Source organism: Salipaludibacillus aurantiacus (genome assembly GCF_900111295.1).
GTDB classification, from domain to species: domain Bacteria; phylum Bacillota; class Bacilli; order Bacillales; family Salisediminibacteriaceae; genus Salipaludibacillus; species Salipaludibacillus aurantiacus.
The window spans coordinates 54,076-73,238 of the sequence record NZ_FOGT01000008.1 but is presented as its reverse complement, the minus strand read 5'-3'; the positions used below and the strand labels follow the sequence as shown (position 1 = coordinate 73,238).

General features: G+C 41.5%; 21 protein-coding genes. 12 read left to right on the top strand and 9 right to left on the bottom strand.

Annotation, left to right across the window (positions count from 1 at the left end; all coding sequences use genetic code 11):
- Positions 1–100: 100 nt before the first annotated feature.
- Both BMW59_RS11250 and BMW59_RS11245 read right to left on the bottom strand, forming a co-directional pair.
- On the bottom strand, positions 101–1,069 hold the full coding sequence (locus tag BMW59_RS11250; protein WP_093051870.1) for an SDR family oxidoreductase: 969 nt from the start codon (positions 1,067–1,069) through the stop codon (positions 101–103).
- A gap of 21 nt (positions 1,070–1,090) precedes the next feature.
- A complete protein-coding gene (locus BMW59_RS11245; RefSeq protein ID WP_093051867.1) occupies positions 1,091–1,675 on the bottom strand; it encodes a TetR/AcrR family transcriptional regulator in 585 nt (194 codons plus the stop codon).
- Positions 1,676–1,859: 184 nt separating this feature from the next.
- Here BMW59_RS11245 and BMW59_RS11240 point away from each other — a divergent pair, with 184 nt between their 5' ends.
- Both BMW59_RS11240 and BMW59_RS11235 read left to right on the top strand, forming a co-directional pair.
- Positions 1,860–2,612: a VCBS repeat-containing protein gene (locus BMW59_RS11240; protein ID WP_218141987.1), complete on the top strand. Its 753-nt coding sequence runs from the start codon at positions 1,860–1,862 to the stop codon at positions 2,610–2,612.
- A gap of 142 nt (positions 2,613–2,754) precedes the next feature.
- On the top strand, positions 2,755–3,675 hold the full coding sequence (locus tag BMW59_RS11235; protein ID WP_093051861.1) for a cation diffusion facilitator family transporter: 921 nt from the start codon (positions 2,755–2,757) through the stop codon (positions 3,673–3,675).
- A 45-nt stretch (positions 3,676–3,720) separates the two neighbouring features.
- Here BMW59_RS11235 and BMW59_RS11230 read toward each other — a convergent pair whose 3' ends face one another.
- Positions 3,721–3,915 (bottom strand): hypothetical protein, encoded by a 195-nt coding sequence (locus BMW59_RS11230; protein ID WP_093051858.1) that lies wholly within the window; start codon positions 3,913–3,915, stop codon positions 3,721–3,723.
- 209 nt (positions 3,916–4,124) lie between these two features.
- On the opposite strand from BMW59_RS11230, the gene BMW59_RS11225 reads away from it, so the two are divergent.
- Positions 4,125–4,619 carry a L,D-transpeptidase family protein gene (locus BMW59_RS11225; protein ID WP_093051855.1) on the top strand — a complete coding sequence of 165 codons (495 nt, stop codon included), beginning with the start codon at positions 4,125–4,127 and terminating at the stop codon, positions 4,617–4,619.
- Between the two features lie 78 nt (positions 4,620–4,697).
- Here the strand turns inward: BMW59_RS11225 and hpt are convergent, their stop codons facing one another.
- On the bottom strand, positions 4,698–5,201 hold the full coding sequence (hpt, locus tag BMW59_RS11220) for a hypoxanthine phosphoribosyltransferase (RefSeq protein WP_425441271.1): 504 nt from the start codon (positions 5,199–5,201) through the stop codon (positions 4,698–4,700).
- A gap of 259 nt (positions 5,202–5,460) precedes the next feature.
- Here hpt and BMW59_RS11215 point away from each other — a divergent pair, with 259 nt between their 5' ends.
- Together BMW59_RS11215 and BMW59_RS11210 are read left to right on the top strand one after the other, a co-directional pair.
- Positions 5,461–5,850 (top strand): alpha-helical endospore appendage domain-containing protein, encoded by a 390-nt coding sequence (locus BMW59_RS11215; RefSeq protein ID WP_177174319.1) that lies wholly within the window; start codon positions 5,461–5,463, stop codon positions 5,848–5,850.
- Positions 5,851–5,854: 4 nt separating this feature from the next.
- Positions 5,855–6,394, top strand: coding sequence for a hypothetical protein (locus BMW59_RS11210; protein WP_093051852.1), 540 nt, complete (start codon positions 5,855–5,857; stop codon positions 6,392–6,394).
- 147 nt (positions 6,395–6,541) lie between these two features.
- Here the strand turns inward: BMW59_RS11210 and BMW59_RS11205 are convergent, their stop codons facing one another.
- The gene (locus BMW59_RS11205) at positions 6,542–6,844 is read right to left on the bottom strand and encodes an alpha-helical endospore appendage domain-containing protein (RefSeq protein WP_093051849.1); all 303 of its coding nucleotides are present in this window, start codon (positions 6,842–6,844) and stop codon (positions 6,542–6,544) included.
- A gap of 172 nt (positions 6,845–7,016) precedes the next feature.
- Between BMW59_RS11205 and BMW59_RS11200 the strand changes: the two genes are divergently transcribed.
- Complete coding sequence (locus BMW59_RS11200) at positions 7,017–8,150, top strand: YheC/YheD family endospore coat-associated protein (RefSeq protein ID WP_093051846.1); 1,134 nt, start codon at positions 7,017–7,019, stop codon at positions 8,148–8,150.
- A gap of 19 nt (positions 8,151–8,169) precedes the next feature.
- On the opposite strand, the gene BMW59_RS11195 is transcribed toward BMW59_RS11200, so the two are convergent.
- The 4 genes from BMW59_RS11195 to BMW59_RS11180 form a co-directional block, all read right to left on the bottom strand.
- Positions 8,170–9,255: a YheC/YheD family protein gene (locus BMW59_RS11195; RefSeq protein WP_093051844.1), complete on the bottom strand. Its 1,086-nt coding sequence runs from the start codon at positions 9,253–9,255 to the stop codon at positions 8,170–8,172.
- A gap of 93 nt (positions 9,256–9,348) precedes the next feature.
- Complete coding sequence (locus BMW59_RS11190) at positions 9,349–10,086, bottom strand: YheC/YheD family protein (RefSeq protein WP_342740114.1); 738 nt, start codon at positions 10,084–10,086, stop codon at positions 9,349–9,351.
- Between the two features lie 12 nt (positions 10,087–10,098).
- Positions 10,099–11,931 carry a YheC/YheD family endospore coat-associated protein gene (locus tag BMW59_RS11185; RefSeq protein WP_093051839.1) on the bottom strand — a complete coding sequence of 611 codons (1,833 nt, stop codon included), beginning with the start codon at positions 11,929–11,931 and terminating at the stop codon, positions 10,099–10,101.
- A gap of 199 nt (positions 11,932–12,130) precedes the next feature.
- Positions 12,131–13,462 (bottom strand): YheC/YheD family endospore coat-associated protein, encoded by a 1,332-nt coding sequence (locus BMW59_RS11180; RefSeq protein WP_093051836.1) that lies wholly within the window; start codon positions 13,460–13,462, stop codon positions 12,131–12,133.
- A 276-nt stretch (positions 13,463–13,738) separates the two neighbouring features.
- Between BMW59_RS11180 and BMW59_RS21760 the strand changes: the two genes are divergently transcribed.
- The 6 genes from BMW59_RS21760 to BMW59_RS11155 all read left to right on the top strand — a co-directional run bounded on the left by BMW59_RS21760 (position 13,739) and on the right by BMW59_RS11155 (position 19,058).
- Entirely contained in the window at positions 13,739–13,897 is a 159-nt protein-coding gene (locus tag BMW59_RS21760) for a hypothetical protein (RefSeq protein ID WP_177174317.1), read from the top strand.
- 236 nt (positions 13,898–14,133) lie between these two features.
- Positions 14,134–14,889 (top strand): tryptophan-rich sensory protein, encoded by a 756-nt coding sequence (locus BMW59_RS11175; RefSeq protein ID WP_093051833.1) that lies wholly within the window; start codon positions 14,134–14,136, stop codon positions 14,887–14,889.
- A gap of 371 nt (positions 14,890–15,260) precedes the next feature.
- Positions 15,261–15,488, top strand: a complete 228-nt coding sequence (locus BMW59_RS21755; RefSeq protein ID WP_177174316.1) for a hypothetical protein — start codon at positions 15,261–15,263, stop codon at positions 15,486–15,488.
- A 358-nt stretch (positions 15,489–15,846) separates the two neighbouring features.
- Positions 15,847–16,995 (top strand): YheC/YheD family protein, encoded by a 1,149-nt coding sequence (locus tag BMW59_RS11165; RefSeq protein WP_177174315.1) that lies wholly within the window; start codon positions 15,847–15,849, stop codon positions 16,993–16,995.
- Positions 16,952–18,079 (top strand): YheC/YheD family protein, encoded by a 1,128-nt coding sequence (locus BMW59_RS11160; protein ID WP_093051824.1) that lies wholly within the window; start codon positions 16,952–16,954, stop codon positions 18,077–18,079. The genes BMW59_RS11165 and BMW59_RS11160 overlap by 44 nt, the downstream gene beginning before the upstream one ends.
- 250 nt (positions 18,080–18,329) lie before the next feature.
- Positions 18,330–19,058, top strand: a complete 729-nt coding sequence (locus tag BMW59_RS11155) for a hypothetical protein (protein ID WP_093051821.1) — start codon at positions 18,330–18,332, stop codon at positions 19,056–19,058.
- The last annotated feature ends 105 nt before the right edge of the window (positions 19,059–19,163 follow it).

The window sequence follows — 19,163 nt, the reverse complement described above, 5'->3', positions numbered from 1 at the left end:
CAGAATATTACCTTTCCCGAAAAAATCCCGTGCAAATAAAAATACGCAGAGAAAATGCCTCTCCTCTGCGTATCAAAGTCGCGGCCAGTTTAAGCCCGCCTTACCCTTTACCGGCCGGCTCTGCACCGATCCGTTCAGCAGTCACTTCTTTGCAAAGCTCCCACAGTTTCTCCCTGATTTCCATGTTTTCCGCATAAGCTGGATAGTGGGCCGTGCCGACTGTCTGTTTAATATCTTTAAAAATACCGAGCTTTTGACCGGAAGCCGGCTGCATGATTTCCAGTTTGTCATTAAATAACTGTCCTGTTATGTCTTTATATTTTTCCGAGGTGCAAATTTCAAAGTAGTTATTTGCCATATATTCCGCCGGCCGGAAAAATAAATTCTGGACGCGCGCAACCATTCTGTAGCCTGGAGTCACTTTTTTAAGAGTTTCTTTGGACATCACAGCTCCGTTAATCTGCAAAGTGTTAACTTTAATGCCCGCGCCCTTGTATTCTTCTGCCATTTTAAACCCGAGCATCAGCAGTGCCATCTTAGACTGGCAGTACATTTTATACACGCTGAATTTAGGGTCCTTCTTTTTCCCCATCACATATTCAAACTGTATTTTTTTCTTAGGATCAAAAAAATGTTTAATAATATTGCTGCCTGCATGCAGAATTCTTGGATCTTCCGATTTCGAAAGGCAGCCGAGAAGCAATGAGGTCATTAAATAAGGCCCGAACACGTTTGTCGCAAATGTTAATTCAAGTCCGTCAGCGCTTAGACGGTGTTTTGAGCCGTGGTTAAAATACGCGGCATTATGAATTAAAATGTCCAGTTTTTCATACCGGTTTTTAAATTCCCTGCAAAAATCACTTATGGAGGCAAAGGAAGCAACATCTAATGTCATCAGATCGATCCGGTCATTTCCAGTGGCTTCTACCATCTCTTTTTGGACGTTTTGGCTTTTTTCCAGGTTCCTGCAAGCCATCACGACCGTGTATCCTTCTGAAGCAAATCTGTACGCCGCGGCTTTCCCGATTCCTGAATTCGCCCCTGTAATCACGACTGTACGATCTTTCATCTTCCTTCATCCTCCTTTAAATTATCGCGCAAATTTTCCTTCTTTCCTGAGTCGGGCACCGGCAATGATGTCTTCTGCGGCGCTGTCCAGCATGTCCACCATCCGCTCTTCGCTTATATCTTCTCCCAGCAGCCTGTTCGCAGCCATGACTGAAAGACCTGTTTGAAACACTCTCATTTTTGTTAAAATCCCGCTTAATTCGTCATCTGTGAAATCCTGAAGATCAGGGGATTGTTTCATTTGACCGATCAACTCTTCACCCATATTTTCATCATAATTTTTTATTTCATCCCTCGGATTCAGGAGAATATCTCTGAAAAGTACGGGATACTCTCTGGCAAACTGGATGCTCGCCACTCCGATGTCACGAAACGGATCACCTGACTGCTCATCGAGAATCATCTGCCGGCTGACATCCGTGACTTTTTGGATGAGGGCCTCTTTCAATTCGTCTGCATCATTGAAATTTACGTAAATTGGCGCAATCGAACTTCCGAGCCTGTCAGCAACCTTTCGGATCGTGAGGTTCTCTGTTCCTTCTTTTTGCGCAATATCAAATGCGGCATCAATGATTTGTTCTCTGGAAAACTTCTTTTTAGGCGGCAAAGCACTTTCCCCTCCTTCACAAAAACATCTGCATACCTTTATAAAATATCACTTGTTATATATCAAATGTTATATTAATATTCTCATATTGTCAATGGCATTTGCTTACCATGTAAATGTCCCTGCAGAAGTATGGATACTCCCCTCTCCCCTTTTTCATGAAAAAATCTCTCTTGTCTCACATATGATTAATAAACAAATAACGGGAGATGATGTGATGACTTATCACTCTGCTTATCCAAGACAGACGCAAGCATATGTAATTGACTATAAACAAAGCGATGTGACCGGCGACGGGGTGCCTGACCACCTTTACCTGGTTGGAGAACGGCCTTACGGAATGGAAAGCGCCTATACGGTGAACATTTCTTTGTACATTCAGGACGGCAGGACAGGGCGATGGCACCAGATTATTCCTAAAGAAAATGCCGGTTATCAGCCGACGATTTTTCTCGGCGACTTTACCGGCAATGGGGTGAATGAGATTATGCTCAGTATTTTCAGCGGAGGAAGCGGCGGATACACGTTTTACTACATTTACTCTTATCTTAATAATACGTCCACTGTGGTTTTTGACCATGAGGTGTTCAATCAGGAAGTCACTTACACAGTCACCTATAAAGACAATTATCAGGTGGAAGTGGCCGGGAGCAATACTAACACTTACACGATCGACCTTAAATATAAAGGAGAAGAGTATCTCTCGGAAATTTACAACCCGGACGGCACTTTAAAAGAGCCGATCCAAGGCTGGGTCAATCCGCTCGGCGGGCTGTATCCGGTCGACTTTCAGAGGAACGGCGTTTACGGCTTGTATGCCACACAAAGAATCGCCGGCAGATATAATGCCGACGCCATCGGGGAGGTTCAGACCGCCCTTGATTGGAACGGGGAACGTTTTGCTCCGCTGTTCCAGACAGTGGGGATTTTCGGATGACCTAAGCGTTCCCGTAAAAAGTCTCAGTTAATGCCCAGCATCAGCTAACCGTGCCCTCCCCCGGAGGGTATGGTTTAGTCCCGCGCAAAAAAGTGAATAAATGAGCGTAGAAGACTAAATTGAGACAAGGATGTTATAAGGCATGACACACTCAGAAATGTATGAACAAAATTTATTGAAAGGCTCGGCGTATGCCGCAGTCGCTTTTGCTGTGATTTCATTTATTCTCGGGCTGCTGCTTCGCTCGCAGGTCATCTTGTTTGACGGCCTTTATTCCATTATCAGCGTTATTTTATCTTTTCTCACTTTATCGGCCTTTAAGTTTATGAATAAAGCTGATTTTCGGCGATTTCCGTTCGGTAAAGAGACGATCGAACCGCTCATTATCATTATTAAATATTTTTCTATGATTGCGCTGATTACCGGGTCATTTATTGCCGCAGTAATCGCGCTGTTTCAAGGTGGACGTCCGGTTCCTGTGGGAGCGGGTCTTGCTTATGCGGCATTCGCTTCGCTGTTTTGCTTTGCTGTCTACCGCTATTTTGTGGCCAGAGGGAAAAAAATTAATTCGAATTTGCTGCGGGCAGAGGCAAATGAATGGTATTTGGACACGATGGTCAGCCTCGGTGTCCTCATAGGCTTTCTTATTGCCTTCTTTCTTCAGTTCATTCCTGCCCTGGAAGCCTTCATCGTTTATGTGGATCCAGTGATGATGATGGTTATTTCCTTTTACTTTATTAAGTGGCCGCTTATCGAAATCCGCCATTCTATGCGGGAACTGTTGGAAATGCGTCCGGCTGACGGGACTAGCGAGGTTGTGGAAAAAACTGCGAAAGCAATCGAGGAGCGGGAGAAACTTGAAGAATCATTTATACGAGTAACGAAGGTTGCCAAGACGTTATGGGTGGAAATTGATTTTGTAGTCGGTCCGGATGGAAGTGTTCAGACGATCGATGACCAGGACCGAATTCGTGAAGAATTGGAGGAGCGCCTCAAGGATCTGCCTCTCGAAAAAAGATGGCTGACCGTTTCCTTTACTAATAACCGTAAATGGGCGCTTTAACGACCGGCCGCCTTACCTATATTTCACTGCCACAAGGCTCTCTCCTCATGATCGGCTGCCTGAACGGCCCTCTTTCAGTGTGCTCTTGAATGCCCAGCCTGCGTAGACCAGGGCAGCTATATTTAAGACAAGCATGATAATGTTATAGACAGAAAATGCTCCTCCAAGTGTATAAGTGAGATATCTGAGCGTATTAAAGATGAGAATGGTAAACAGAAAGATATATAAATACTTTTTCACTACTTCTCCCCCCTCACATGGCCTCAGTTTTCAATTGCCCATTATACCACGTTATTTTTCACAACCGCCTGCTTTTTCATAAAGCCCACCGCAGCCTGTTCAGTCTGCCTGCCCTGGCCCTCCTGCCTCTCTCTTTTCCGCTATATCGAATGTATACTTCCCGTGAAGCATAAAATGTACCGGTGCCTTAAAATACAGGAGGTGGTGGTGTGCTTCATACCGTTAAGCCCGGTGAGACACTCAGTCAAATTGCAAGAGATTACCGCGTGCCTATTCAAACGATCATTCAGGCGAATCCTAACATAGATCCAAACATTATTTTTCACGGTCAGTTAATAGAAATCCCTGGTTTCCCCCGCCCAGAAACTCTTCCGTACCGGATTGAAGTCTCAGTTAATAACCTTTTGCTTGAGCTTTATCGCAACGGCGTGATGGAAAGACAATATCCAATAGCAGTCGGCCGTATGCTTTATGATACGCCACTCGGCGATTATATTATTATTAATAAAGCGCCCAACCCGGGAGGCCCGTTCGGAACGATGTGGATGAGCCTGTCAAAGCAAGGTTACGGCATTCACGGGACTAATGATCCGGCTTCCATCGGCCAGGCTGTCTCCCGCGGGTGCATCCGAATGTACAACAGAGATGTGGAGGAGCTGGCAAGCATTATCCCGATTGGAACCCATGTTTCAATCAGAGATTAAAGCAGTGCTTCCCCATCCGACTCTTTATATAAAAGGCCAGGACAGCGTAAACTATCCTGACCGATTAAGATCCACCTCTTAATATTCTTCCACAGAAGCAATATACGGCAAGTTTCTGTATTTTTGTGCAAAATCGATACCGTAGCCGACGATAAATTCGTCAGGAATAACAAAGCCCACATAATCAATAGGCAGGTCGACACGTCTGCGTTCAGGTTTATCCAGCAGCGTGCAGACTTTAATCTGTTTCGGCTTATGCATATGTAAATGATCGCGCAGAAAATGAAGCGTCAAGCCGCTGTCCACAATATCTTCCACCACTACAACATTTTCATTCGTAATGTTGCTGTCGAGATCTTTAAGAAGCCTTACTTTTCCTGTGGTTTCCGTCTGATTCCCATAACTTGAAACCGAAATAAAATCGACTTGTACGTTGCCTTTCATTTCACGCATAAGATCAGCCGCAAAAACAAACGAGCCTTTCAGGACAGCTATTAGTACGACAGGTTCGTTATTGAAATCTTTTTCAATTTCCTCTGCCAGTTCCTTCACTTTTTGCTTGATTTCCGATTCTGAGATCATCGTTTCTTTAATTCTGTACGCCACGTCGTGCACCTGCTTTCCAATAGTTATTTCAAAAAAAGCCTGTCTCCGTTTCATATTTTATAAAAAATTGAACTAAAATGATACCTGCATCCTCGCTTTTCTTATATTTTCATAACCCTCCCGCTCCTATTCCCTCTTTCACCAGACTCCTTTGCCGCCACTGCCTAAAAAAATTTCTAAAACTAATCACAAATTAGGTAAAACGCCCATAAGATACCGTGGAGGTGGATTAATAATGAGTATGCCAATCGTCCCTAAACAGCCTTATCGCCCGGATCTGGATGAGACAGTCATTGATTTGCTGGAATCTATTGCCCTTGAAGAAGTCGCCTTATCACACTTGCTTAATGCAGAAGCTGAAAAAATCCAGGCTTTTTTATGTAAATTTCATAAATGTGATAAAGCAGACTATAAAGAACTGATCTCTTTTAACAGAACTGTTAACAGTACGTTAAGCTCCATTGTAATGAAAGAATTCCTACTTCTCCGGAAATTGGAAACAACCTTGCAGATTACTGATGAAAAGGATTGTCCTAAAAAAGATAAAAAAGATAAACATAAGAAAAAATGTCCGCCGCCACCTTGTCCGCCGGGCTGCACATGTAAACACTGCCGAAAGGAATAACCTTATGACTGTTTCACAGCCTAAACCTAACACAGACGACCTGTTATTACAGGCCTTCAATGATATGGAAGAATCGATCGTTGATTTTTTCAGAATTTCCGAAAAACTGATTCAGGGCTCTCAGTTATCAGGGATCGAAAAGGACGGGGAATATGAAAATCAGTTAGGCAAACTGATTTTCTGTTTTAATTCTTTCTTTAGCCAGTTAATCGAAATTGAAAAAATGGTTTTTAAAAAAAGAGCTGTTATTTTACACAGAAACGCAGGCGAAGCTGACAGCCGCGGCTATCATAATAAATATATTCATAACCGAAAAGTTCTGAAAACCCATATAGAGAGAATAACCGATATTCTCTCTAATTGCGTTTTCTATAAAGAAACCCGTCTCATCAGGCATCAGCTTAAGGAATTCAGCCAATATTGCCAGACGGCAGACCGCCTGTTTGAAGACATTGAAGACGATGTCAGTGCTGAATCTTTCCCTGAGCCTGCACCTCCATTAATAAAAATAATGACTGGAAAAAGGACTGGAAGCAAACGATGAAAAAAGAGTATATTACTTTTCCCGCATGCCCGGCATGAAGAGGAAAGACTCTTTTCCCCCTTCATGCACCGGCGGCGGCTTAAAGCAGCTGCCCATTTGTTTTTTCACCCTTAGTGCTTCAATTGTATGAACACAGAATTATCCCAGCTACATTTCATCCTTGTCATCGTCGTCAATTAAATCAATTGTATCTTCAAGTTTGAACTGAAGCAGCATTTCTTTCTTAATGACATTTCTTAATGTTCTTTCAACACTCCTGTTTATATCGAACAAGTCATCAATGGTCGCATGTTTGTTGCCAACAACCTTCTGGATCTTTTCACCTTCCGCATTCATGATGTGCGCTAATGATAATTCTTCCAAAGCAATAGATGCGAGCAGCAGATTAATGACGTCCTCACGGTCCAGATCAATTTTCGGCTTAAAATCAGGAATTTCAGGCATACCCATGTTTAATATCCCCCTCAAATTAAAGTCAATTACAGCGTATGTGGGCCATTAACATTTGGCATAGGCAAATACCCGATCCTCTAAAATTATTTTTTTCCGTTACATAACTTAACTGCTGGGCATATGGTAATTGAAAGGAGCGACCGATTGTAAGCAAAAAGGGGGAAAATAAGTGACTATTTACCAACGAAGCGACTGCAAGCCGCTTGTCGGGGTTTTTATTTCTAAAAAACAGGCCAACAGACTGTTAAAACAACTGCCGCATCCAAGGCTCGCAAATTTGGCTGAAGCTAATGACATTGCGGGCACTAACCTGTATTTTTTCTCCCTTAAAGAAGTGATGATCAGCGAACAGACCATATATGGAATCTTTTATGATAAAGACGATCATTATTGGAAAAGAAAACCCTTCCCTTATCCGTCTGTTCTTTATAAATTATGGACTGAAAACAAACTGACCGAAGATAAATATTTAACCTTTATAAACAAGTTAACGGAGGAAAATGTTCAGTATATAAACTACCCGCACCCCTTAAACAAATGGAAGCTTTATAATCACTTGCAAGCCTGTAACGAACTGAAAGACCATTTACCTGATACAAGGCTGCTTTGTTCTGCCGATGTTCTTAACGGTATGCTGGCTGAATACGGGACTCTTTATGTGAAGGCGGCTGAAGGAAGCCGCGGCGAACAAGTTGTTAAAATAACTGACCTTGAGGATGGGCACTGCCTCTACAGTTACTGCAAAAATGGAGAAGTTATTAATCGAAGCGGGACCCCGGAAAGTGTTTTTCACTATGTTAAAAGACTTTTTAAAACAGAGGAGATTATAAGTCAATCAGCGATTAACCTCATCGAAGTTAATGGCTCAATTAGCGATTTTCGCGCAGAAGTTCAGCGGGATGGAAATGGAAAACTGCAAGTGACGGCCCTTCCAGTCCGCCTGTCACGGCAGCACGCCCCTATAACCACCCACGCGAAGAGTTATACGTTTGAAGACTTTCATCAAGCCTGCATGCGTCATACGCCTGAAGAAATTGCTGCTTTAAAAGAAAGAACTGAGGACTTTGCAAAAGAAATTTATGAATGTGTGGAAAAAAAATACGGACCGGTGGGTGAACTTGGAATAGATCTGGCTATAGATAAGAGCGGGAAGCTTTGGTATATTGAAACAAATTCACAGTCAGCCAAAGTGTCGTTATATAAAGCATACAGAGGTGACATCATTGCCAGGGCTTCTTTAAACCCTTTGCAATATGCGAATTATTTACACACGAGCAAAAATAAAATCCCCCGCTGCACTTAATCAGTGAAGGGGGGAAGCCTTAAGTTTCTGAAGTTGTAATCCTGGCGTCAGCCGTCTGGTGTTCCATGTTCTGCTTGCAGCACCAAACAGCATGTTCAAAGAGAACCTTATAATGCTTACTGTCAAACTTGCTTCTGTAAGGCCTGAAGTTTGCTTCGATGAGCCAGATTTCATTATTTTTGTCTATAGCGACATCAAGTCCAAGATCCACGATATGCGGATTCTTTGCTTCAAGAGCTTTAGCCGTTTTAATACACGCTTTTTTGACCTGCTTCTTCATAGCCGGTTCAAGAACCGGGTTTACATTGAATTTCAGACGGCCGCCCTGGTCAGCATTGGAAACGAAAGGACATTGGTCCGCAATTCTCACATATATTTTAGTCACCTGCCACTTGCCTGATTTATTTTTTTGAGTGAACACTCTTAGATCAAACTTTTGGTTCTTATATTTTCTGCTGGAAATCCCTTCCTGAACGATAAACCTGCCTGGGGTTTTAAAAGTCGAAGAGTAATAATTCCGCAGCTCGGTATCCGGGATCTGTTTGACTGTCTGATTGGCGCTTTTAATATGGGACATCGTGAAGCCGGAGCCTGATTTCTCCAGCATATAAATATTGTTTCCTTTGCAGCTGTGTTTCGGTTTAATATAAACTTTATCGTAACGGTCGGCCATATCCTTCATTTTTGAAAATGATAAGGTCGACGTCTCAGGCAAACTCGGTCCCAGGTCATCTACAGTTTCCAAATATTTATGAACACTGTATTTGCCTCGTTCTTCATTCGTCAGGACATTTAAGAACACCTTAGTGTGGTTTTTGATAAAATATCTTACTTTATCAATGCTTTCTTTGTTTTTTAAATAGGAATATCCCCTGTATAAATTAACTTTTGGCACCGGAACGGTCTTTCTTGCCCGCTCACCGTTCCTATGCTCATACACAAGCCCGTTAACTGTTCGGGTTTTAAGTGACAGACGTTTAAAACTGTAGAAGCAAAGGTCTACGTTGTTTTTATTCGCGAGTTCCTCATAAAATTGCACCACCGGACTCCCTGTTCCTGACAATGAATCTTTAATGACAGCGGGCGATAAGATTATTCCTATCATTCTTCCTGCTCCTTTCGCATGGCCGGTGCCGTGGACAGGGCCTTGGCCAAAGGGTAAATGCTTTTACAAACACCCTCACCCAGGGGAGTTGCTTTAGTTTTCAGCGGCCTTTTTATAAGCCATTATGCGCTTAATTTGTGTTCGGTCTTCGAGACTCCGGAATCCTCCCAAAAGCGGCCAGAGGTTTAATTCAAAAATATATAAGTTCCCCTTATGATCCATCCCGATATCCACCCCAAAAATTGTCTGCTTGGGATAAGACTGCCCTAATGTTTCTGCCGCTAAGAGTGAAAGCTCTTTAATGTTATTTACTAACCGTTTCTTTAAATGTTCTGGAATACCCAGTTTATTCAGAGCCTCTTCTAAGGCCAGCGCTGTTCCATGGTGACGCCGGTTGGTTACCTTGTATCCGCTCCCTCCTTTTCTGGCGAGAATACCAGTGACTTCCCACGGGCTTTTTAAACTTAACCTCTGGACAATAATCCTAAAATCAAAACGGCGGTTGTCTATTTTAGCGAGGTTAATTTCTCTCTGAATAATAAATTCTTTATCTCCAATTGCTTCCGTTAAATAAGAGTACACTTGGTACCTTCTCTTAAACTCTTTCGTTTCTTTATTAATAGACAACGTATAAATTGATTGGCCTTTCTCAATAAAGTAAATATTTTTTCCTTGTTTTCCGTTATTTGGCTTCACAACAATTGACTGATAGTCTTTTAACATTTTGTAGAAGTTTTTTTTGGTCCATTTCTTTGTGTCAGGGAGATGCGGCTGTAAAACCAGGTTATTATTCATTGCCAGGTGCATTTTATACTTATCTCTTCCCTTCAATCTCAATTTTTTTCACCCTTTCTTCTCCGTGTTGTACCACACCAGCCTGCACCACCTGGAAAATGAGTTCCAACATTTATAATACGTGTCCTGCGTCCACTCGATTAGCCCCGGCTCCTCTTCTGCTTCCGCCAATTCTTCCTGCAGCTCTTGTTTGAGCTGATCTGCCTCCCTGGTTTCCGATGAATGGTTTGCTGCTTTTACAGCAACCGGTTTTTTTTGTTTTTCCGTTTCTTTAAAAGTCTTGCCTTGATCCTCGGAATTAAATGATTTCTCTGCTTTCTGAGGCTGGCTGCCTTGCGTCAGTGCCGATGGTTCTGCTATTTTTTGTTTCTCCTCAACCGGAGCAGTTTGTTGAATGAACTCTTCCTCAATGTCTTCCTGTTCCGGTTCTTTAAAAGCATTGCCTTCGTCCCAGTAAGCAGATGAGCCCTCTGCTTCCTTAATTTTTTCCTTTTCCGGTTCAATAATGGAAGATGCTGCTGTTTCAAGTCCAGCCGGTTCAATTGCCGAATCAGGTAATGAAGGTTCACTATCCTTTTTGGAGGCTAATGTTTCATCTGTCGAATCTGTTTCTTTTCCCGAAACTTCTTCTTCATTTTCAAAAACAGACTCTTCTTTTTTCTCCGCAGTCTGCTTTTCTTTCCCCGATGTCTGGTCCTCACCCTTTATATCCGGAAAAGTATCCTGCTGCTCCTCTATTGTTTCTGCCGCTTCAGTAAGGCCTTTTTCTTCCAGTTTTTCATTTAGGAGATACCTCGCATAAAAGAGAATATTGGATAACGCGCGGTTTAACGTCTTTTCTCCATATGCTTTAATCAACGAGACTTTTGCACTTTGTGAATTGCATTCTATAAATTTTATTTGAAGATTTTTTGTTAAAGCAAAATCTATGCCTATTTCTGCAAATTTACCGTATTTTTTCTCGGTATCTTCATAGACAACAATTAAAAATCTGTCAATTTCCTTTTTTATTTCCGACTTTCTCTTTAATGAGATATCGAGCATTTCCAGCAGCTTATTTAAAGGAAAGGCTTGAGAGTGGATCGTAATTGGTGAGTTTTTCTGGCTCATTCGTGCGCTGATTCCGCTTATTTCAATTTCTCCTTTTCTGTTTCTTTGAAGCTCTGCCCGTAAATCGAGACGTCTCCCTTTCACTTCGAGGAGGTCGATTGCCTCCTGCACCATGAACTCTTTACCTTTATAAAACGACTGAATGAATGGGAGCATGTCATCCATCGTTTCATAGGTTGTTAAATTGACGCTGTTTTTAATATGGTCGAAGAACTTACAGGCATACTGATAATCCGGAAGGGTTTCCACTCTTACGACCTGCTGCCCTTTTCTTCCTGTGACTCCCTTCAGGTAGATCGTTTTATGCTTTTCGAGCATTCGAAATAAATCTTCCGGCTCTTTGTACAGGAGAGTTTCCATTAAATAAGGCTGAAGCCTTTCTACCGTACCGAAATAGTTGTATATCTCCCAATTTCCTAAGGTAGAAGGGTTTAGATATAACGTTTGCCTTTTTTCGCATTGATTCAGGAAAGTAGTATAGTCGTGTTTGTATCTCTTAGGCGGACCGCCGCGCCGGTACAGCACGTCAGGGTAAGGAAACATATCAATTTTCCATAAGCCATCTTTAGTATCAAAATAGTATCCAATAATTGTTTGAGTTTTTAAGTCAACCTGTTTAATGGAGAAAAGATACATTTTGAGATTTACCCTCTTATTGGCTTCTGCTAATTGCTGCAGCCGGTAATGAGGTTTTTCTTTAATAATGGCTCTCCAAGCTCTGTTGGATATTAAAACCCCCAGATAACCGTGTGATTTGTCCTGTGAGGCCAATATTTTTCACCCTTTCTCGTCTATTTTACTGATAGTGTATTAAGAAAGGGCTGGTGAGTAACGGCTTAATACCCGGTTTTACCTCTCCATTGCAAAAAATAGAGCATGTATCACGGTTTTTAAAATGGACTCGTTTTCACAGGAAAGCCCACGAGAAATGCCCCCTGAAAAACAGGAGGCAGTGACTATTAAAAGCAATCTAGTTTTTCTTAACCTTTTTTCTCTTAACAGGAAATCCGTCTAAACTCATCGCATACAAAAAAGGCGTTCCTTTCACGGCTGCTTCGAGAGCCGGGTCTTCAACCGGATATACATTTCTCATATTCATTTCAAGAATCCAGAAGTGAAGGTCTTCATCTACTACAAAGTCTATAGCAATATCTCCGTATGTTCCTTTTCTGCCTGCCCGCCGGCAGGCACGGCTGCATATTTTAACGATCTTTCTTTCCAGCAGGGCAGCTTTCTTCTTATCCAGATTATAAATCTGCCGGAAAGCTTCGTGCCCTGGCAGCCAGTAATCCATGCATCTGACGTTCGTAATGATGCTCCCTTTTTGCGAGATACGGGCCGTTATGCCGGAAGATCTCCATCTTTTAGATGCTCCTTTTTGCATATAGATACGAAAATCCACGTGGCTTGAGTCATAATTAACCGGCAGCCCTTGCTGCACAAGATATTCCTTTGAACTATTTAATCTCTTTTCAATTAAGGGATGTGTTTCCAAATGTTGTGTAAACGTTTTTTGCTGTTTATCGTCTGTTATAAGAAAACCGTTTTTGTCTCTTTCCATTTTAATGATTGACCTGCCTTCCGACCCTCTTGCCGGCTTTACATACACACACGGATAGTTGGACAGCATCTCCTTTATATGTTTTATTTCGTCTGCCTTTTTTGTATAAGGCAAATATTTACGTAAGATCGAGTCAGGAGAAAGCCATTGCCACATTTCCCACTTGTTAAAAAAATAAGAGTTAAACATTTTTCCATTGGTCAGTTTAATTAAATGGTTATTAATGTCTTCGGATAAACGCACTCTTTTAAACACAGCGCCGGGCGAGAAAAAATTAGCTTCTTTCCATTTTAATTCTCCGGTTTCAGCTTGAGGGCAATAATAATATCCTTTGATTTCCTTTTTTTCCGGATCAATCCCGTCTTCAGCACATAGGCAAATCATACCTTTTTCGGGGACAAACTGCTCAATGCGTGTTTGTAAATGCGGTAATCTTCTAGCGAGCCTACCACCTGTATTTGACGCAATCCATAAGATTACAGGACCCAATTGAAGGGTATTATTTGTGATTTTGAAGTTGAACGTGAGGTCTTCCGGAATAAACAAATCTTCCTTGAGATCAGAGGCCAATTTAATTACGTCTTTTGGAAGTTCTTCCAGAAATTTAACTGCCAGTTTCCTTTTCCATGAGCCAAACCGAAAATATATCTTATTAGAGGTAAGTTTATCCTTACTCTTCATGCTCTTAGGCAAATAAATGTCCGTATCGCCTTGTCGAGGTATCCACTTTACCTTAAGCATATAAACCTCCCGCTTCTGTTTTTGATATCTTATGAAGCAAGCGGGAAATTTGCCTTACATTACTTTTTATTTAGCCTGCCCCAATTTCCCCTCATTGTTCCAAACCAAATTTTGATACTTCAAAGTGCGGTTATTTTCGACGTAATGAAAGATAATAATGAATGTTTGAAATGGCCATGCTTATTTCAAACGTTTTATTTAAGCGCTCTGTTGACGGAATAACTTAATCGCTCAGTTTTTCTTCGTTGGCACAACCACACTAAAGGAGATGTTAGTATGTTCAGAATGGGTCGAAACAACAACAATAACGGAAACACCCTTATGTTATCTCTCATTGGTCTGGGTATAGGAGCAACAGCAGTTGGCCTTATGAGCAGACGAAACCGGAATATGCTTCAGCCGGTCCAAAATGCCTTTAATCAACTGAAGGATTAGTTATATCTTAAGAGTGCAGAGGGGTTTGCCACAGAAGTCTAACTTTTGGGGGCAACCCCTTTTCTTAATTCATAAAATGGAGATATCGCCTTCTCAGCACGTGCCGGCGAGCGGACCATAAATAAAGCACTCTCCCCCCCCCTTTAAACAGTTTCTAAAAAAACTGATATATACGCCCTGCTTTTTGCGGACATACTTCGCGGCTCTGTACATATGTTTGAAAAGGGGGTGTCCACATGGAAAAACGACTGGCTATTTTATTGACTGCTTTAAATTTGGCTGGATTTGCAGCACTGGTGACAATAAATTACCTTGCCAACTCTCTTCCAATTGGGGGAAGGACAACAGGCGAGGTGTCCGCTATGTTCCCTGTACTCGTTACACCTGCTTCTTACGCCTTTTCTATCTGGGGACTCATTTATTTACTCCTTGCCGGCTTTATAGTCATTCAGCTGATTCCCGGCAGAAGGAATGCTTCGCTCATTACTATGATCGGTCCCTGGTTCTTTGTCAGCTGTTTGTTTAACATTTCCTGGATTTTTCTTTGGCATTATTTATATATTGTGTCTGCTATGTTTATAATGATCGGACTCTTAATCACCCTCAGTGTCATTTATCAAAGGATTCGTTTTTATGATATGCGCATAGAACTGTTAAACAAAGTCGAGCGGCTAGGTTATCTGCTCCCTTTCAGTGTTTACCTTGCCTGGATCTCAGTCGCTTCCATTGTCAATATCAGTATCGGGCTGGAAGTACTTAACTGGAATAGATGGGGATTAAGTGATGAGTTTTGGGCGGTAGCCGGGCTTGCCCTGTACTTTGGCTCCCATTATACCGACATAGCCTTTATGCTTGTTATCATCTGGGCTTTAACCGCGATCGGGGGGCAGCAATCCGGTATTGTCTCCCGAACGGCCTACCTCCTTTCTGCCATGCTTCTGGTTTCGGCCTTTATTTTCCTTTATTGCAGCCACCGCGTTCGGCTTTCCTAGCCGGACATTTTTTTAAAGAAAGGATGTCAATTGGAAAGTAATAGGTTATTATTGAGCTAAGAGGGCCTTTTTAAAATTAAAATAGTTATACGTAACGGCGAAAGGGGAAAAGACATGAGTATTGCATTTATACTTGTTTCAGCTGTTTGGAGCTATTTGATAGCAGCCTCACTCCAAAAGAAACATAAAAAAACCTGGTTTTTCATCCTCCTATCTTTTAGCAATTTAGCAGCCGGGGTCGCTCTCACTCATTCTCTATTATTTATCTTCGGCATGGCTGCTTTCATCCCCTTAATTCTGCATCTCTTTTCTGCCTATTATATGTTTATTAGAAGCAGAATTTATTAATCCCCCCGTGCCCGGGAATTGGAGTGATCACAATAAGAAAAGTAAACTTCTCTATACTTATCATTTCAGTGATCGCTGCCCTGTCAGCTATAGCTTCGGGAAATTTCTGGCTGTACGTCTTATGGGCATTATCAGCTGTCATTGGCGCCCTTCACTTGGCTTCTTATGACAAACATTCCGTGAAAGTCTATTTTTGGTTAGCCTTTTTCCTCGTATCTTTAGGTTTACTCTACCAGTTATTTTTAAGTTAAATGGTTAATGCTCTGTCCTCTCTCATTTCTTCACTTTCTTCCCCTACCAACACTTATCTCCTTTTATTTCCAAAATACTCCTTATTGTTACGTTCCCAGCCGGGCTGCTTTACGCAAAGTTCCCTCTCTAAAATTTGGCGTCTTACCTACGTATAATCAACTTTTCTTACGTGTCTATCCCTTAAAAAAACTCGCCGCAAAATCCGACTCTTCCCCATACACGATCACCCCTACGACAAGTTCATCAATTTACTCCCACAGCATATAAAAGCCCTGTCCCCTTCCAGAAAAATTAATATATTATAGTAGCACTCTCAAGTGCTATACAGGCATTTATATGAGAAAGGAGAGTAAAAAAATGTCTACCTCTTCACCAGTAATAGGCCTATTATGCAGAGCAAAAATGAAGAAGAGTCTGCTCAGGCAGAAAGTGTCTTTCCGGGCGAGGCTTTCATACAGGGCAGGCCTTCAAACTGGTGCCACCGTTTATTTCTTTACGGCTAAAGACTTCATAAAGCAGAGAAACAAGATCAAAGGCGTCTATTATGATAAGAGCCAAAAGAAATGGAGAAGAAAACTGTTTCCCTTCCCTGACATCATTTTCAGGCTGGGAGGCACTTATACGGCAAATAAATATCCGTCTTTTAATCGTTCTCTTAAATCCCATAAAACCATTGTTCTCAACCGCCTGAAAAGTTTTGATAAATACACCCAGTACAAGGTTTTACGAAAAAAATCCTCTACTGCCTCCGCCCTGCCTATTACGAGGGAATTATCCCTCAGTAAGAAACAGCAGCTATTTCAATTTATCAACAGACATTCCAACGTTTATATCAAAGCAAAATACAGCTTCCAGAGCAGAGGCGTCATGAGAGTGCGTAAAAAAGGAACCAACTCATTTGAATACCTCTATTTTTACCGAAAGCGAATCAAACGGGGAACCGTCTCGAAAACGCAGCTTATGAAAACCTTAACAAGTTTCTTCAAACGGAAAACTCTGTTTATTCAAAAAGAAATTCCGATTTTCACACACAGCGGAAAGCCATTTGATATCAGAGTGGAAATGAATAAAACACCGGAAGGAAAACCAAAAGTGTCAGCCTATTGTGTCAAAGAGCATCCGAAAGGTGTGTTTACTTCAAAAAATTCAAATAGTTACAAGTTGAGAAATTTTTTCCGAATGAAATACAATTACTCCGATCAATACGTGACTTCTTTAATCAAAAAAATTGACCAGGTTTGTTATACCACTTACGAGGTACTGGAATCCGGTTACGGACCGCTTGGTGAAATCTCAGTTGACTTGGGGTTGGATAAAAAAGGGGAATTATGGATTATAGAAGCTAACTTGTGCAGCGGAAAACGCGCCTTCTACATGACTTACGGATCTGCCAATGTTAAGAGATCTTACGTTGAGATGTTTTCTTACGCGGTTAAAAAATTAAATCGAAAGGAGTTCCAGCATGAGAGAGGGAAATCGAATAGGTATTATATTATCTTCGGCTAAATATAAGAAGTTGAGAAACGGAGACACAAATATGCGGAAGGCAGCCCTGCTCTATATGAAAGCTGCCAGGGGAAGAAATTGCTCTGTATGCTTTTTCCGCCTTCAAGATCTGAAAGTCGGGAAGACATCAGTCACATGTCTTATAAAAGAGCGCTGGAGGTTCAAGTTAACGACAGTTCCGGTTCCGAAAGTCATTTACAAACGTGTCGGCCACTCGAGAAAACATCTTCCTCTTTTTAAAAATTTAAAGAGAAACGGAACAATTGTTTTCAAATATTACAATAATAACTATAAATGGAACGTTTGGAAAATAGTCAACAATCACAATACTCTTTCGAAAAATCAGCCGTTTACCAAAATTGCCTCTGTAAGAAGCGTTAAAACAATGATAGCTGATTATCCAAGCGTTATTATAAAACCGAACAGAGGGGAAGCCGGCCGCGGAATTATGAAAATAAATAAGGCTGGAAAAGGAAAGTGGGCCTTATACACTAAAAATAAAAATGGCCTATGGAGAAAACGTTATTTTACCAATCAGCTGCCGGGAATTCTCGTTAAAAGGATTAAAAAACGCAAATACCTCGTTCAGCAAACAATTGATCTGGCGACATATAAAGGCTCACGCTTTGACTTAAGAGTTGCAGTCCAGAGAAACACAAATAATCAATGGCAAGTGACCTCCGTCTTTGGTAAAGTGGCTCAAAAAGGACAATTACTCACAAATATGAGCCAGGGAGGCACCTCTTATACCCTTGATCATATCCTTCAGGCTCATCCGACCTTACAGACTGAAAAAGTAAAACAGAAAGTTCATAACTTAGCACTGAACCTGGCAAAACATTTGGGTCATTATAAGCCTGGCATGCATGACCTTGGATTTGATATCGGTATTTCTAAAGATGGTAAACCTTTCTTATTTGAGGCCAACCACACGAATGACTATCCGTTTTTTTCAATTAAAAATGGCAATCTGCTACACAAAGACTGGTACGCGGTTTATAAAACACCGATCGACTTAGCTGCCTCCTTACTGCCTGGCAGGAATAGTGCCAAACGGAAGCTGTTTTTGAACAGAATAAAGTAAGAAGAAGGCCTAATAAAAAGGAAACAGACATTCTTGCATAATGGATGTCTGTTTTAATAGGACGAAAAACAATTTAACTCTTTCTTTGTTCAATAATGATGAGCATCATACTTCCCAAGAATGTATATGTCATTTAAACGATTATGCTGAGCTTTTGGGGTAGTAATTGAAAAATCATTCTTTGAAGGATAGAATGGAAACCATTGCAGATAAAAGCTGTCGATCCTATTATTTAAGCCGGGGGTAAAATATGTTCTTTTTTAAAAACTACGAACAAAGCATTCTGGAGCTGCCAGTAAAAGAAACATATACAAAGGAAGACTTAATGACTGACTCTTTCCTTTACGCAAAAGACAACAAAGCAGAGGTTTTCTGGGCTCCCTTTGAAGATATAAACAGGGAGGCTAAAGTGATTATACTGGGAATTACCCCAGGATGGACACAGATGGAGCTGGCCTATAACTACGTACGTAAAAACATAGGTTCAGAAGAAAGAGACATATTGATGCGCCATGCTAAAAGACAGGCTAGTTTTGGCGGCAAAGGCATTAGAAAGAACCTCGTTGACATGCTTGACGGCATAGAATTGAATAAGCACCTTAACATTCGCAGCTGCTCAGAGCTCTATGGAGAGATGAACCACCTTCTGCACTCCTCTTCATTACTCAGATATCCCGTGTTTATTAATAAAAAGAATTACAGCGGCTCTAATCCATCTATGCTGAAGCATCCCTTACTTTTTCAAATGATTCATGAACTGTTCGTCCCCGAGTTAAAAGAGGTGAAAGGTGCTGTGATCATTCCAGCTGGTAAAGCTGTGTCAGACGTGCTGCGTTTTTTAGTGGACGAAGGGACGATTCGGAATCAATCCATTTTGTTTGATTTTCCTCATCCATCCGGAGCGAATGGCCATCGTAAAAAGCAATATGAGGAAAAGAAAGAGTGGTTTAAGGAACAGTTAAAGGCACATTTCCATTAAAAAGGAGCTTGGGCTTGATCTATTTTAATTGCTTCGTAAATGGGGAGAGGGGAAGCCAATAGTTAATTTAATAGACTTCTCTGGCCGCATCCCTCTAACCTACCC

What these genes read in the sequence shown, in the direction of transcription:
- BMW59_RS11210 (WP_093051852.1), top strand. Translation starts at nt 5,855, where the DNA reads ATGACTGTTTCACAGCCTAAACCTAACACAGACGACCTGTTATTACAG.
- BMW59_RS11155 (WP_093051821.1), top strand. Translation starts at nt 18,330, where the DNA reads ATGTTCTTTTTTAAAAACTACGAACAAAGCATTCTGGAGCTGCCAGTA.
- BMW59_RS11160 (WP_093051824.1), top strand. Translation starts at nt 16,952, where the DNA reads ATGAGAGAGGGAAATCGAATAGGTATTATATTATCTTCGGCTAAATAT.
- BMW59_RS11195 (WP_093051844.1), bottom strand. Translation starts at nt 9,255, where the DNA reads ATGATAGGAATAATCTTATCGCCCGCTGTCATTAAAGATTCATTGTCA.
- hpt (WP_425441271.1), bottom strand. Translation starts at nt 5,201, where the DNA reads ATGATCTCAGAATCGGAAATCAAGCAAAAAGTGAAGGAACTGGCAGAG.
- BMW59_RS11175 (WP_093051833.1), top strand. Translation starts at nt 14,134, where the DNA reads ATGGAAAAACGACTGGCTATTTTATTGACTGCTTTAAATTTGGCTGGA.
- BMW59_RS11235 (WP_093051861.1), top strand. Translation starts at nt 2,755, where the DNA reads ATGACACACTCAGAAATGTATGAACAAAATTTATTGAAAGGCTCGGCG.
- BMW59_RS11250 (WP_093051870.1), bottom strand. Translation starts at nt 1,069, where the DNA reads ATGAAAGATCGTACAGTCGTGATTACAGGGGCGAATTCAGGAATCGGG.
- BMW59_RS11205 (WP_093051849.1), bottom strand. Translation starts at nt 6,844, where the DNA reads ATGGGTATGCCTGAAATTCCTGATTTTAAGCCGAAAATTGATCTGGAC.
- BMW59_RS11165 (WP_177174315.1), top strand. Translation starts at nt 15,847, where the DNA reads ATGTCTACCTCTTCACCAGTAATAGGCCTATTATGCAGAGCAAAAATG.
- BMW59_RS11215 (WP_177174319.1), top strand. Translation starts at nt 5,461, where the DNA reads ATGAGTATGCCAATCGTCCCTAAACAGCCTTATCGCCCGGATCTGGAT.
- BMW59_RS11180 (WP_093051836.1), bottom strand. Translation starts at nt 13,462, where the DNA reads ATGCTTAAGGTAAAGTGGATACCTCGACAAGGCGATACGGACATTTAT.
- BMW59_RS11240 (WP_218141987.1), top strand. Translation starts at nt 1,860, where the DNA reads ATGATTAATAAACAAATAACGGGAGATGATGTGATGACTTATCACTCT.
- BMW59_RS21760 (WP_177174317.1), top strand. Translation starts at nt 13,739, where the DNA reads ATGTTCAGAATGGGTCGAAACAACAACAATAACGGAAACACCCTTATG.